Source organism: Bacillus sp. SJ-10, assembly GCF_002843505.1.
Lineage (GTDB): Bacteria > Bacillota > Bacilli > Bacillales > Bacillaceae > Bacillus > Bacillus velezensis.
The window spans coordinates 383,377-397,812 of the sequence record NZ_CP025258.1; the positions used below are offsets into that span (position 1 = coordinate 383,377).

Sequence of the window (14,436 nt, forward strand, 5' to 3'; positions counted from 1 at the left end):
TTAGAGAACCATTTCCTTTATGATCCTTCCCTAAACAAAAAAGAGAAGGTTTCCCCCCTCTTTTATCTGTCCAGCTGAGACGGATAAAGCGTCATGCCTCCGTCGACGAAAAGTGTCGTTCCGGTTACGTAACTCGCTTCTTCCGACACCATCCATGCGGCGGCCGCTGCGACTTCTTCCGGTTTTCCGAAGGCGTTCATCGGAATTTTTTTCAGCTGGGCCTGTTTATGTGTTTCATCTTCCAGATCCTTATTGGACTCCGTGGCGATCGTGCCGGGAGCGATGGCATTCACCCGGATGCCTTTGTCTGCGTAATTGAGCGCCATCGTTTCCGTCATCATTTTGATCCCGCCTTTGGATGCCGAGTACTGCACGTTTTCAGGACGCGGTATTTGCTGATGAACGCTCGATATGTTTAAGACCGTTCCTTTTTTGCCGCGCTCGAGCATATGTTTCAGTGCCGCTTTCGCCCCCAAAAAGGTGCCGGTCACGTTGACGTCGATGACCCTTTGCCAATCCTCCAGGCTCATTTCATGGGGCATCGCTTCGGCTCCGTTAAAGCCGGAATTGTTGACCATCACGTCCACGCCCCCGAAATGCTCCTGCGCGGCATGAAACAGCGCCTGAATCCCTTCTTCTGAGGATACATCGGCTTTTACGGTGACGGCTCGGCCTCCCGCTTTCTCAATGATGTCCGCCGCTTCTTCCGCTCCGGAGGAATCACCGAGGTAGTTCACAACCACATTCATCCGCTCCTTGCCGAAGCGTTCGGCAATGGCCTTTCCGATTCCTTTCGAAGAACCTGTTACGATTGCTGTTTTTCCCTGTAAATCCTGATACATTGTCTCTTTTCCTCCCTGATGTTAATACAGAGCATGTACCCGGTTTTGATCGGCTGAAAACAAAAGGGATCATAAAAAGAACGATGAAACCGAAGCTCCCTCGTTCTTTTTTTCATTATGCGTAGTTGTTCATTTGCAGCCTTTTTTGCACGCCGACAAGCCTGCTGAAAAAATAAGATGCCGCTTTGTAGTTCTCCCGTTGATGAAAGAAATGAGCCGCGTCCTGAAGCAGTTCCTCTGTGTCAGCCAACAGCTCTTTTGATTCCAGAATGTCAAAATACTCTTTGAGCGAATCCTGTCCGCCTTCCCCCTGATAAAGCTCTTTAATCAGACGGAATTTCGTCAGATAGATCTCATCTTCCCATTCCGCCGCGCTTCTCATGCCCCGCGCGCAGCTGGCGGCGGCTTCACTGTATTTTTCCGTTTTAAAGTAGATATGCGTGAGTGAAAAAACAGCCTGGATGACCTGCCGGAAGCTGTGTGCTTCAAATCCGGCGGCCGCCCGTTCAAAATCCTCCGCCGCTTTGCAAAAGTCACCCAGACTGTACATACAGTGCCCGATATTATAATAGGCCGCAGCAATCATATATTGATCATCAAGCCGCTCCGCGTGCTCCAAGGCGCATTCGAGGTATTCCAACGCTTTTTTATGCTGCTGGGCGTCCATCAGATTTCCGGCAATGATAAATTTGCACTGCACCCTTCTCATTCCGTATAATTCATATTTCTTGTAAATATCAAGCGCCTGTCCCGCGTAATTCATCGAAAAGAAAGTCTGCTTGATATGATAGTACACCTCAGAAATTTTATACAAAAACTCGGCTTTCTCTATGTCATCTTCCACATATTCAAGCTTTTCCTCAGCCCGCTTATAATGAGAAATCGCTGAGATGAAGTTTTTCTGCTTAAATTCATACATTCCCCTGAAATAGTAAAAATAATATTCCAGTAAGCCGGTCAGCTTTTGCTGGTTCATCTCAATCTCAGTGAGCATTTCAGAGAACGGAGGCTGGCAGTCGCCGTCTTTCATGGGTTTTAATTTATCCAGCATGATGCGGTGCCGAAATTCCATCAATGAAAAATACAACAATAAATCCTGGTTCTCTTCCATATCTTCGAGTTCATATTGAATCTCCCGCTTCAGCGCTTCAGCTTTATCGGCTTCAAACGCGCGGATCAGCTTATACCATTCATTCATCTTTACGGCCACTTCTTCAGATGGAATCTTGGATTTCATAGATTTGCCTCCTTCCTCCGGCTACTAATTATGTTATATTTTATCATAGCAAATTTATGGCAGTGAGCAAACAAAGATTTTAACCAATTAAAGAAAGAGAGAATTCACCATGAAACTACCAGTCAGAATTGCGCTGCTTTTGATCCTCTTCTTTTCCGCAGACCTATGTTTTTCCTATGTGCAGAAAGAATTGAGGCCGCAGACGGCATTACAAGACAGAGCCATTCCAAGCGCTCTTCATCCGCTCGTGAAACAGAATGCGGAGCTATTGCAGACGGCCGCTCTGAAAAAAGGCATCACCGTCGTTATCACAGAGGGTTTCAGATCAATTGAGGAACAAAACGAATTGTACCGTCAAGGACGTTCAAAAAAAGGAAATATCGTCACCTACGCAAAAGGCGGGGAATCTTACCACAATTACGGCCTTGCGATCGACTTCGCCCTGCAAAAAAAGGATGGAAGCCTGATTTGGGATATGACGTACGACGGAAACCGAAACGGCACGCCCGATTGGCTTGAGGTCGTATCGATTGCCAAAACGCTCGGTTTTGATTGGGGAGGCGATTGGAGAGGCTTTAAAGATTATCCTCATTTACAAATGATCCCTGGCTAATAAAACCTTTTCTTTTTTCGCTTTTGCGCATCAATGTACGGAGGATAGACAGGCCTGTACACAAGCTTATATCCTTCATTGCCGGACGGCGTAAAATCGCGCTGCCACTCCAGCCGCAGATGGAAATCGGATAAAAAAGCGGCCTTTGCTTCTTCGGGAGTAACGGCCGGCACCGGATTGATCTTCTCCAGCTGCTCCGGGTCAATGTCAGGCGCCATGTAAGCTTCCACAAGCCCCGTTACGGGACTGACAAGTATTCTCGCAGCGCCGAACCGCAGCGGAATATCCTGATGCCATATGGAAAAATGGAAGCGGAACCTGCCCCTTCCGTCCGTTTTCACCGGGTTCATTTTAAAAAACTCGTCCGCTCTCGGATAAAGCTTGTATAAAAATTGAAGCGCGACGGCCTCACACTCTTCCGCAGAATAAAAGGCCGGGCCCTGATGCTCAATAAAAGATTTAAAGGCTGTCATTTTCCCTGTCTTTTTGTCCGTTTTCATCTTCATTGTATTTTTGTTGCTGCTTTCAAAATAGCTTTCGATACTCAAATCTTTCCGTTCCGGAACCGATCCTTTCCGCCATGTTGTTCCGATCTCATCCCCGAGATCGCGCCGGCGCGTCTGAACCATATCCGCGGTAAACCCCATTAATTCATCCAGGCTGATTTCCCGTTTATGTTCAAACGCGGGAAGCGGTTTTGCCGGCTCATTCCTGTCTTCGCAAAGCTGCTGATCCGGCACGATATCATCTTCACCGGCCGGATAGCTGTAAGCCGGCAGAATCGGTTCATAGACGAGACGCGGTATTTTCTCAAAATTGACCACATCATAGACGAGACTGAATGTCAGCACACTCATATAATGCGAGACGACTTTTTCCCGATCGACGAATGTTTCCGGGACGGGCGCTTCACCCTTATCCCCGTAATAGATAAACTGCACGACGAAGCCGCTCCTGGTTACATCAACGAAAAAACCTGAATCGGGAAGCGGCCGGCCGAGCACTTTTTTTGTATAGATAAATCGGATGCACCCATTGCGTTCTTCCTTCGCCTGAAAGATGAAATTCATAAAAGTAAGCGGGCGGTGTCTCGCCGCAAACCGAAGAGCCGTCAGCTTTAATTCGGCGTCTGACAGCTGCATGTCTGAACCCGGACAGTCGTTGCGTGAATAAGTAAGCAAAGATCCGTCGTCGCCCAGCTCAATCGTGACCGTTTTATCCGGCTGGTTACGATCTTTCCATATATAATAGGCTTTCGTTTTTTGTTTTTCATCATAATCTTCTATTTCAAGCTCATAGTGCGGCGGTATGTTCCCGATTTCCAGCGCTTTTTTTCTCAGATGTTCTTTCAGCAATGGGGTCATCCTTTCAGAAGAGTGTATAAAAAAGAACTGTTTTTTATTATATAAAAACGTCCTTATCCTTTTAAAGGGAAGAAAGTGCCTTTTATGTGTCTATTTTTAGCAAAGAGGGAAAAGAGCCGTATTCAGAGCGGCTCTTTTTCATACAAATGTCACATTCCCCGTGAAAGACCCGGGACGAACGCCCATGACCTTCAGCCTATTAAACTCGTGATCGCTTCTCCCGTATGAGCCTCAATAAACCGCGGGAAAACCGGCTTGTATACGAGCCTGTACACTTTTCCGCAGCTGTCGTCATCGTAACAATGGTCCCAAGCGAGCTCTGCTTTAATGGCCCGGCGGATCGCATCCTTCGCCTCTTCCATTGTCAATGAAGGAACGGGATCGATTTCCTGGAGCTCTTTCGGATCAATTTCCGGCGGCATATAAAAAGTGACAAGACCCGTCTTTTTGCTGACACAGATTCTCCCCTCTCCGAATCGCAAATCAACGCCGCCCGAACAAGCCTTATATGTAAGTCCCACGTTTTCTCCTTCATCATCCGGCTCATCATATTGAACCCGGAAATACTGATCCGCTTCCGGAAACATGGCGAATAAAAAGCGGATGGCCATGTGATGGCATTCTTCCTCGGAAAACACCGGTTCGCCTTCAACTTTTATAAATGACATCACCCCGGTGAGCCGGTCCGATTCTTTATCATACCTTGTTTTCAATACGTGTTCATTCCGTTCTTTAAACAGACTTTCAAAGCTTTTATCTTCCCGTACGGATTTTGTTTTTTCAGGACGCCAGGCAATGCCGATACAGCCCTCTCCAAGATCGCTTTCCCTCTCTTTATAAAAACCGTCGTGCAGCCCGATCATGTCATTGATGCTCATCTTTTCCGTTTCAGGTGCAGGGCGTGAAATCGGGACATACGGCAGCGTGTCGTCTTCCAGCTCTTCATATTCGTCTATTTCTGCATTCTCTTCCTTCAGGTCGGCCGATATCGGCCGCGTCGGAGACACAATTTCATAGACGAGATGGGGCTTGTCATCCCCCTGCACATAGACGGACTGATGCAGTACGGTGAACAACAGTTCTGCTTCTATATGTTTGACAAAGTGAGCCAATGCTTCCCGCTTGTCCGCAATTGTTCCGGGTCTTACAAGATCATCGGCCTTCCCATGGTAAGAAAAGCCGGTTACTTCCCCTGTCAAAGACAGGTCGACGTAAAACCCGGTCAGCGGGAGCGGCAGACCGTCAGCCATCTGAACATAGGAATATCTCACATCACCATCATTGGCGGAGCCGCTGTTTTCCAACTCGAACTCAGCCAGTGCCCCAGGACGATGGGTTTCTAAAAACGCCCGCATCCGTTTTTCTATGTCCGATTCCGAAAGAGGCGGCAGATCAGTCCGGAAAGCCGGACGGGATAAGTATTTCAGTTTTCCGTCCCGGTCTAATTCGACCATGATGCCGGCTTCCGGATCATTCTTATCTTCCCACCAAAACAGAACCTCATCTTCCTGGTATTCTTCCACATTACTCTCATAGCGGGCAGGTACGTTTCCGATTCGGAGAGCCAGCTGTTTCAACTCTTCTTTTTTCATCATAACACTTCCTTTTCTTCCAAAAAGATTGATGATTACCAAGACTCTTTTATACAAAACTAGTATAATTAACCTGTCTGTCTTCATGACTATCGAATTAATAACAACAGGGGGTAAACCAGATGTCCATCAAAAAAATGAGCGCCTTGTTTTTCATTCTGCTTCTCACGGCATTTACCGCCGCATGCAGCAGCGAAACGAGCGGCGGCCAGGAAAGCAGCACGGCGAAAGTGAAAATAAAAGATACGGCATGGGCCGCTTCAGACGATACTGAACATTCGGCCGCGCTGAAAGTAACGGTCACCGTCAAAAATACGGGCAAAGACCCGCTTACCGTCAAAAGCAGCGACTTCTCGCTTTATCAGGATGACGCAAAAACAGCCAAGGCCGATAAGGAAGACTTGTTGCAGAGCGGCACGCTTCATGCGGGTAAGACAGTGACGGGCAATCTGTACTTCACGGCTGACGAAGGCAAATCCTATGAATTGGTATATCAGCCGCAGGCAAAAGACGCGAAGCCTTTATCTTATAAACTGAAAGTCAAAGGCACAGCCTCAAACGCAAAACCTGACCCGGCGGACGCATTATCCGCATACATTGATGTGATGCTGTACGGCAAGCACAATAAAGATTTCACCCGCCTGACCGGTGTAAATGAAAAAATGACGGCCGCCGCATATCAGGAATCGGCGAAAGCCAGCTTTATCGCTTCTGCAGGCATTTCACAAGAACAGGCGGATTCAAAAGCCATTACCGCTATTATTGACGCCATGTCATCAGCGCTTCGGGATAACACAGAGCTCAAGGTGCATACCAAATCCATGTCAGGCAAAAAAGCCGTCCTTGAAGCAAAAGTGACGCCGCTTGATATGTCTCCGCTTGCGGGCCAGCTGCAAGACCGCGTGCAAGACTATGCCGGAAAGCACCCTGATGCTGATGAAAACGAAATTGTCAGCCACCTTCTTTCTGTCTATCCGGAAGAGTTTATGCGCCTGAAACCGGCTTCTTCTTCCGTTACAAGAGAAATCGAGATGAAGAAAAACGCCCGCGGCCAGTGGTATCTGGATACAGACGCCGATCTGGAAGGATTGACAGAAGCGTTTTTGAAAACGTCCTGACAACAAGAAAGGAAATAGCGCAGGCTATTTCCTTTTTTTATTTTCACTTAAAGATGTCACTGATAAATTGAACCTCATCCTCGGTTAACTGCACATGAAGCGCGTCCAGATTGTGTTTCAGCTGGTCGGGGCGTTTGGCTCCGGGAATGATCGCATCCACCGCCGGCTGCGACAGAAGCCATGCGAGTGCGATATGCGCTGTCTGCGCCCCTTTTTCCTCCGCAACGGCCCGAAGCTTATCCACTCGCTCCAGATTTTGGTGAAAAGCTTCTCCCTGAAACGGCGGCCTGTTCTTTCGGCTGTCCTCAAAGACTGTGTCTTTTGTAAACTTTCCCGTCAGCAAGCCGGAAGCAAGCGGGAAATAAGGAATAAAGGAAATGCCGTTCTTTTCACAATAAGGCAGCAGATCATGCTCCGCCTCACGCTGAATCAGTGAATATTCCGATTGAAAAACCTCTAAATAGCCGTCCGCGTTAAACTCCTGCAATTGCCGGAAACTGAGATTGGAGGCGCCGATTGCTCTGATTTTCCCTTCGTCCTTCAGTTCTTTTAGCGTGCCCGCCACTTCGGAGAGCGGTGTTTTGCCGTCAGGGAAGTGGACGTAATACAAATCAATCACGTCTGTTTTCAGCCGCTTCAGGCTGTTTTCCGCCTCACTCCGGAGAAATTCACGGCTGTTGTCCAGCTCGATCTGTCCGTTGACCTCTTTGTGCGCGCCTTTTGACGCAATCACGAGGCTGTCCCGCACGCCGCGCTCTGCGACAACTTCACCGATTAACTCTTCGGAACGCCCCAAACCGTATATAAACGCCGTATCAATAAAATTGACGCCGCCGTCCAGCGCTGTGCGGATGAGTTCTTTTCCCGTTTCATCATTAAGATTCGGAAACAGATTATGTCCTCCGACCGCATTAGCGCCAAAGCCGATACGCTTTACCCGTAAATCCGTCCTGCCCAGCGTACGTGTCTCATCCATGGCTCAGGCTCCCTTCCTTTTATCGCTCTGTTTAGTATTAGATAACCGGTAAGAATTATCCTGCCTGAGAGCCTATCTATAGAAAAAACCTTGAAAAGCGTTTGCCCTTCAAGGTTTTTTGCTGTGTATTAAGATGTCAGAGTTGCGGCGAAGCGTTCGGCTTCATCCGTGAGAGCACCCTCGATTTCCTTATAGCGGCTGGAAATCGTTGAGGCGCTGACGCCGTACTTCTTCGCCAGCTTGGCTTGAGAAACGGACGCGCCGTTCAGAGAAATGCTGTTCACGTAATATTCGACCGCCGCTGCGAAAGCTTCAGGCTTTCTGATCGTCGGTGTTTTTTTGACACAGAACGTTTTCCACAGATCAATCACGGCCGGAACCAGCTCAGCCGGGTATTCATCCCCGCTCAGGCCTTTTTCAATGGCGTCTGCCGTTTCCTTCTCCATGTCGTTGGCCCACTCTGTCTGTTTTTCTTCAGCAGCCTGCTCAGACTCTTCCGCAGTTGTTAAAAGAGCGGCCAGCACAGTGTCGAAGTTTTCCTGCATAAAGCGCTCAGGCGATTTTCCTTCCGCAAGGGCCGGGGCCGCCGCCTTTTTCACTTTGCTGATTAGAGCTTCGGTCCGCTTCACAGGGAAGATCGTAAATTGCATGAAGAACTCCGCTTTTTCCGCTTCGTGGATCGGATAGCCGAGAATCAGGCTTCCCGCCGGCGGAAGATCCTGCTGGCTGACGTCCATTTCCACTTTGAATTGTTTTTTCGTCATCACATCTTCAAAGTGAATCATTCCTTCTTTCACATCTTCAAGCACCATAACGGCAGGTGTCATGCTTTTCCATGATTCAACGATTTCCCGTGTTTTCGGGCGGTTGATCCCGCCGGCTTTTTTCTGAAGATATTCTTCAAAAATCGTCTTGCCGCCTGCCAGCGGACGGAAGAAAATTCCCCAGATGCCGAGGTTGAAGACTCCGATGTCTTTTGTCTGTCTGTCCAGCTCCGTAATGAATGCGTGCTGGTTAATAAATGATGATATGCCGTCTCTATGTGCTGTAAAGGCGTACTCCATTAGGCTTTCCTGAATCTGTTTCGCTTCTTTTGCCGCGATGTCTGCCGGAATGGCAGCTTCTTTGCTTCCGCAGCATTTTTTATATTTCTTCCCGCTGCCGCATGGGCAAGGGGCATTTCTTTTCACTTTTCCCACAATAAACCCTCCGAATTCTGATATAACTTTATTATTTTAACAAAAATAACTTCAGAGGGCTTGGTTTACGGCGAAAAAAGAATATGGAAGAAAAAAAAGACCCCGGGATATTCTCATTCTCCGGGGCTTTGAAACTGTTAATTTGTATTTTGTCCGCCGCCGTTCAGACCTTCTTTAATCAGCCCGTTTACTTGGCTGTTCATCAAAAGTCCGATGTGTCCGACACCGTGAATCTGCACGTTTTTCCCGCCGATCAGCCGTGACAGCGGGTTCATGACGATTAAGTCCGCTGAGCTGTAAATCGATGTATATAAAATCTTTTGGTTCGGATCAGTCCCCGGAAGCGCCCGGTTGGTCACAAGGCCGTTCGCTCCGCCCAGTGTTACGACGTTTGCGATTTTGTCTCCGCCGTCAAGATTTTTAATGTAATAGAGTGTGTTGGCTCCGCCCATGCTGTGCGCGACGATATCGACTTTACTCGCACCTGTTTCGCTGAGCACTTTTTTCACGTAATTGGACAGTCTCGGCGCATTGTGTCTGTTGTTTCCGGTTTTGTCTAAGAAATCGATGGCGTACATCTCTTTTCTTGACCAGCCTTGAGATGCCAAGTATGTTTTGATTCCCGCGAAGTTAAAGGACGCCCCGCCGATTCCGTGGACCATGACAACAGGGTTATGCCCTGAGGAGGCTTTCGATACGGTCGGCTGGAAGGCAAATACGGAAATGACGGACAGCATACAAACTGTAAGGATGACTAGGATTTTATTTTTTATATGTTTCATGAACTTTCCTCCTGCTATGTAATATTTTTGCAGTTTTCATTCTATTAGAGGAGAAAAGGAAAAAATAGTGTATTTTTTACTGTTTTCAACAATTAAAAAAAGAGCGGAAAAATGAGAAAGACGCCCCTTTCCCGAAAGCACGCTTATGCTTTAATACGGCATACCGAAAAAGGAGAGAACACCCGGTTCTCTACTCCTAGTACTCATTGAAATAGGTTTGAATCCGCTTAGGATCATGCGTTTTTGTCAGCGCAAGCATCAGCAGAATCCGCGCTTTTTGAGGGTTGAGAGAGTTTGAAGCTGTCAAATGGTCTTTTTCATACTCTCGATTAGGTGTTACCGTTCCGTTTCCCGTCCTTGTGGAGCGGACGACCGCCAGCCCGCTTTTGACCGACTTTACGGCGCCTTTTTGGGCCTCATCAGACATTGAGCCGTTTCCCGGGCCTGCAAAAATAATGCCTTGCGCTCCTGATTTTACGGCGGCTTCAAAGAGATAGCTTCCGTCATTTTGATAGCCGTATATAATATCGACCTGCGGCAGTTTATCAAGTTTATCTATCTTGAAATCTGTATCCTTCGTATGCTTTCGGGTCATGATGTTATTAAAATAGACGTCATCAGCAATTGTTCCGATATAACCCATTTCTTCCGATTTGAATGTGTCGGCCGCGGTTGTATTGGTTTTTGTCACATAGCGCGCCGAAGCGATTCTGTCATTTAATACGACAAGCGTCCCCTTGCCTTTCGCATCAGGCGCAGCCGCTGTTTTTACAGCGTTATATAAGTTGGACGGCCCGTCCGCTCCGAGCGCCGTGGACGGCCTCATTGACCCGGCGACAACAACGGGCTTGTCACTTTTGACCGTCAGATTGAGAAAGTAGGCGGTTTCCTCAAGTGTGTCTGTTCCATGTGTAATGACAATGCCGTCTGTATCATCAGACTTGAGCAGCTTGTTTACCCGTTTTGCAAGTTTCAGCAGTGTCTCGTTATTCATATTCTGGCTGCCGATATTCACAACCTGTTCTCCGCTCACATGCGCGACCTCTTTTATCTCCGGAACGGCCTGAATCAGGGCATCAACTCCGATTGCCCCCGCCGTGTACTCCGTAGCGGACGTCTTTGAAGGAGCAGAGCCTGCAATTGTGCCGCCGGCGGCAAGAATTTTAATATTCGGAAGTCCGTCTTTTTTCGCTGGGGCTGCGGCTGGCATCCCGGGCGGTGTTTCTTTCGCTTGAGGAGATTGGGAGCAGCCGGCCGCGATGAAGAGCAGAGCCGTGATAAATGTAATGAAGGGCATGAATTGTTTTTTCATTCTTTTCTCTCCTTTTCTTTATTTATGAAGTTTTTCCTCTCACCGGTCAACGCGCTTGTCAGGCATTCTTCCGAAGAAAATAACCGTTAAAAAACCTTGACACCGTCATGCGAAATCAAGATAATAGACCAGTCACTATATTTTAAATTTGTCAAAAATCAGTAAGGTGGGAACATTATGAGCTATGGAGATTCTCGTGAAAAAATCCTCGCCGCGGCAACCAGGCTGTTTCAGCTTCAGGGGTATTACGGCACGGGGCTGAATCAGATTATTAAAGAAAGCGGTGCGCCGAAAGGTTCTCTTTACTATCATTTTCCGGACGGCAAAGAGCAGCTCGCCATTGAGGCTGTCAATGAAATGAGCCATTATATCCGTATGAAAATAAAAGAAAGCCTTGATGCCCATCCTGATCCTGCGGAAAGCATTCAAGCGTTTTTACAGGACTTATCAAGCCAATTCACATGTCCGGAGAACTTTGAAGGGTTTCCTGTCGGTTTACTGGCTGCCGAGACGGCTTTAAAGAGCGAAAAGCTCCGGCAGGCCTGTCAATGCGCTTATCAGGAATGGGAGAATCTGTTCGCGGGCAAATTGAGATCAGCCGGTTTTTCTGATGAGAAAGCGGCGGAAATCAGCACTGTTTTAAATGCCATGATAGAAGGCGGCATCATTGTGTCCTTAGCCAAAAAAGACAAAATGCCGATCCTCCATATTTCTAAACAAATCCCGAACCTGCTGAAGACATAAAATACGAGAGACATGTACGTATAGAAAGAGAGGAGAATGATTTTGGAAAACGCTCAGCCTTCCAAACAATATAAAGTCATGCCGATCATGATTTCTTTACTGACGGCAGGGTTTATCGGCATGTTCAGTGAAACGGCGCTGAATATCGCCCTGACTGACCTGATGAAGGAGTTACATATCACTCCTGCGACCGTCCAGTGGCTGACGACGGGCTATCTGCTCGTTCTCGGTATTCTTGTCCCGGTATCGGGTCTGCTTTTGCAATGGTTTACGACGAGACAGCTGTTTATCGTTTCACTCGCTTTTTCCATTATCGGCACGCTGATTGCAGCGCTTGCGCCGAGCTTTCCGTTTCTTTTGGCGGCAAGAATCGTGCAGGCTTTAGGAACCGGGCTGCTGCTGCCGCTGATGTTTAATACAATCCTCGTCATCTTCCCGCCGCATAAGCGCGGAGCGGCAATGGGGACGATCGGGCTTGTCATCATGTTCGCTCCTGCGATCGGTCCGACGTTTTCAGGGCTTGTGTTAGAGCATTTGAACTGGCATTGGATTTTCTGGATTTCCCTGCCGTTTCTTGTGTTGGCTCTTTTATTCGGCATCGCCTACATGCAGAACGTGTCTGACATTACAAAACCGAAAATTGACGTGCTTTCCATTATTCTGTCTACGATCGGGTTTGGCGGCATCGTATTCGGATTCAGCAATGCGGGCGAAGGATCAGACGGCTGGTCAAGCCCGACGGTTATCGGTTCACTCACTGTCGGTGCGATCGCGCTCATCTTATTTTCCATCAGGCAGCTGACAATGAAGCAGCCGATGATGAATCTGCGCGCTTTCCGCTATCCGATGTTTGTTCTCGGTGTCGTGATTGTGTTTATCTGTATGATGGTTATCTTATCGACAATGCTCCTATTGCCTATGTATTTACAAAGCGGACTGATGCTGACGGCGTTTACGTCCGGGCTCATCCTGCTGCCGGGCGGTATTTTAAACGGCTTTATGTCTCCGGTGACGGGGCGTCTGTTTGATAAATACGGGCCGAAGTGGCTTGTCATTCCCGGATTTGTCATCACGGCAACTGTGCTTTCGTTTTTCTCAAACATTAACGGCGCTTCAACGGCGCTTCTGATTGTCGCGCTTCATACATGCCTGATGATCGGCATTTCCATGATCATGATGCCGGCGCAAACGAACGGCTTAAACCAGCTGCCGCCGGAATTTTATCCGGACGGAACGGCCATTATGAATACGCTCCAGCAGATGGCCGGCGCAATCGGCACTGCGGTGGCGGTCAGCATCATGGCTGCCGGCCAGAAGAATTATATGAGCACCGCGAAAAACCCGAATGATCCTTCCGCATACTCTCACGCGCTGATTGCGGGCGTCCAGCACGCCTTTATCTTCGCGATGATTGTCGCCGTTATCGGCTTGATCAGCGCTTTCTTTATGAAACGGGTCAAAGTGAATCACTCATAAGAAAACAGCAGGCTCCCCGTGAGTCTGCTGTTTTTTATATACCGCGCGCTTCAGCCAGTTCATCAATCGCATAGATCAGATCATCGGCCGTGTTATAGAAATGAGGCGCCAGCCGGATGATTTGTCCGCTGGGTGCGCATACGATGTTTTTCCGCCTCAACAGCGCAGCCGTTTCCGCCGCTTTTTCATCCCGTATGGAAATCATGCCGGGTCTGTCATCGGCAGACGGCGGCCCTGTGAGATTCAGTCCTTTTTCAGAAGCGTATTCATACGCAAATGCGCTGAGTTTTTTTACTTCTTGGTGAATGCGGTCTGTGCCGGCATCGTTTACTAGAGATAAAGCCGCCTGTGCCGCATATATGCTGATAAATGCCGGGGTTCCGGTCTCAAAGCGTTTGGCTCCGTCCGCATAAGAAAAACGGGTTAAATCCAGCATCGCCGCCCGCTGCTGCCCGAACCACCCGGTGACTTTCGGCTTCAGCCGTTCGGCAAGTTCCTTTCTGACATAAAGAAACGCCGTTCCCGGTATGCCGAGCATATACTTTCTCGCACCCGCGGCCAGCATATCAACTCCCCATTCTTTTACATCAATCGGGATGTGCCCCGCCGATTGATAAGCATCGACAAAAAGAAGCGATCCCTTCTTTGCGGATATCTCGGCAATGCGCTTCATATCCTGGACAAAACCCGACGTATATGACACATGGGGCACACAGGTGAAAAGCGTCTGCTCCGATATGTATGTCTCATACCGCTCTAACGGGATCATTCCATCTTCAGACGGCACGACTGAAAGCTCCATCTCAGTCTGCGCCTTCAAAATGTGGGCGATCGCCGGAAAATCCAATTCCGTATACACCGCCTGTTTCTTTCGGCTATCCGGTAAAGCAGAAACGACGGCAGAGACAGCAGCCGTTACTGAAGGTAAAACGGCGATTTCTTCAGGATGGGCGCCGATCAATTTCGCAAATTCACACCTTGCCTGCTCCGTTCGTCCAATGGCTTCTTCCCAGTTTCCCCCATGCTGAAGCAGGCTTTCCTGGTAGTCATTGATCGCTTTTGAAACCGGCAGGGCAAGAGCGCTTTGAGAGCAGCTGGCGAGCATCGTATGTGTGCGGAGCGCCGGAAATAAAGATCGGTATTGCATCAGAGGCGAATTCAAGACATGTTTCCCCCTTCGG

Annotated in this window: 13 protein-coding genes; 4 read left to right on the forward strand and 9 right to left on the reverse strand. The window is 48.4% G+C overall.

Annotation, left to right across the window (positions count from 1 at the left end; translation table 11 throughout):
- Nucleotides 1-62: 62 nt before the first annotated feature.
- Both CXL14_RS01900 and CXL14_RS01905 read right to left on the reverse strand, forming a co-directional pair.
- Nucleotides 63-842 (reverse strand): glucose 1-dehydrogenase, encoded by a 780-nt coding sequence (locus tag CXL14_RS01900; RefSeq protein WP_014416838.1) that lies wholly within the window; start codon nucleotides 840-842, stop codon nucleotides 63-65.
- 115 nt (nucleotides 843-957) lie between these two features.
- Complete coding sequence (locus CXL14_RS01905) at nucleotides 958-2,079, reverse strand: response regulator aspartate phosphatase (RefSeq protein WP_061861817.1); 1,122 nt, start codon at nucleotides 2,077-2,079, stop codon at nucleotides 958-960.
- Between the two features lie 109 nt (nucleotides 2,080-2,188).
- Here CXL14_RS01905 and CXL14_RS01910 point away from each other — a divergent pair, with 109 nt between their 5' ends.
- Nucleotides 2,189-2,692 carry a peptidoglycan L-alanyl-D-glutamate endopeptidase CwlK gene (locus tag CXL14_RS01910; RefSeq protein WP_060563028.1) on the forward strand — a complete coding sequence of 168 codons (504 nt, stop codon included), beginning with the start codon at nucleotides 2,189-2,191 and terminating at the stop codon, nucleotides 2,690-2,692.
- On the opposite strand, the gene CXL14_RS01915 is transcribed toward CXL14_RS01910, so the two are convergent.
- Nucleotides 2,689-4,047 carry a YcdB/YcdC domain-containing protein gene (locus CXL14_RS01915; RefSeq protein ID WP_029973934.1) on the reverse strand — a complete coding sequence of 453 codons (1,359 nt, stop codon included), beginning with the start codon at nucleotides 4,045-4,047 and terminating at the stop codon, nucleotides 2,689-2,691. The two genes, CXL14_RS01910 and CXL14_RS01915, sit on opposite strands and share 4 nt — an antisense overlap.
- Before the next feature lie 200 nt (nucleotides 4,048-4,247).
- Entirely contained in the window at nucleotides 4,248-5,648 is a 1,401-nt protein-coding gene (locus tag CXL14_RS01920; RefSeq protein WP_032863975.1) for a YcdB/YcdC domain-containing protein, read from the reverse strand.
- Nucleotides 5,649-5,770: 122 nt separating this feature from the next.
- Between CXL14_RS01920 and CXL14_RS01925 the strand changes: the two genes are divergently transcribed.
- Nucleotides 5,771-6,766, forward strand: coding sequence for a DUF5105 domain-containing protein (locus CXL14_RS01925; protein WP_014416833.1), 996 nt, complete (start codon nucleotides 5,771-5,773; stop codon nucleotides 6,764-6,766).
- A 43-nt stretch (nucleotides 6,767-6,809) separates the two neighbouring features.
- Here CXL14_RS01925 and CXL14_RS01930 read toward each other — a convergent pair whose 3' ends face one another.
- The 4 genes from CXL14_RS01930 to CXL14_RS01945 form a co-directional block, all read right to left on the reverse strand.
- Nucleotides 6,810-7,742 (reverse strand): aldo/keto reductase, encoded by a 933-nt coding sequence (locus CXL14_RS01930; RefSeq protein ID WP_014416832.1) that lies wholly within the window; start codon nucleotides 7,740-7,742, stop codon nucleotides 6,810-6,812.
- Nucleotides 7,743-7,870: 128 nt separating this feature from the next.
- Nucleotides 7,871-8,941 (reverse strand): helix-turn-helix domain-containing protein, encoded by a 1,071-nt coding sequence (locus CXL14_RS01935; RefSeq protein ID WP_014416831.1) that lies wholly within the window; start codon nucleotides 8,939-8,941, stop codon nucleotides 7,871-7,873.
- A gap of 137 nt (nucleotides 8,942-9,078) precedes the next feature.
- Nucleotides 9,079-9,723: a lipase EstA gene (locus CXL14_RS01940; protein ID WP_014416830.1), complete on the reverse strand. Its 645-nt coding sequence runs from the start codon at nucleotides 9,721-9,723 to the stop codon at nucleotides 9,079-9,081.
- 196 nt (nucleotides 9,724-9,919) lie between these two features.
- A complete protein-coding gene (locus CXL14_RS01945; protein WP_014416829.1) occupies nucleotides 9,920-11,035 on the reverse strand; it encodes a type II asparaginase in 1,116 nt (371 codons plus the stop codon).
- 177 nt (nucleotides 11,036-11,212) lie between these two features.
- Between CXL14_RS01945 and CXL14_RS01950 the strand changes: the two genes are divergently transcribed.
- Together CXL14_RS01950 and lmr(B) are read left to right on the forward strand one after the other, a co-directional pair.
- Entirely contained in the window at nucleotides 11,213-11,779 is a 567-nt protein-coding gene (locus CXL14_RS01950) for a transcriptional regulator LmrA (protein WP_014416828.1), read from the forward strand.
- Nucleotides 11,780-11,815: 36 nt separating this feature from the next.
- A complete protein-coding gene (lmr(B), locus tag CXL14_RS01955) occupies nucleotides 11,816-13,255 on the forward strand; it encodes a lincomycin efflux MFS transporter Lmr(B) (protein WP_007609218.1) in 1,440 nt (479 codons plus the stop codon).
- Between the two features lie 34 nt (nucleotides 13,256-13,289).
- Here the strand turns inward: lmr(B) and CXL14_RS01960 are convergent, their stop codons facing one another.
- Entirely contained in the window at nucleotides 13,290-14,417 is a 1,128-nt protein-coding gene (locus CXL14_RS01960; RefSeq protein ID WP_014416827.1) for an aminotransferase class V-fold PLP-dependent enzyme, read from the reverse strand.
- Nucleotides 14,418-14,436: the final 19 nt, after the last annotated feature.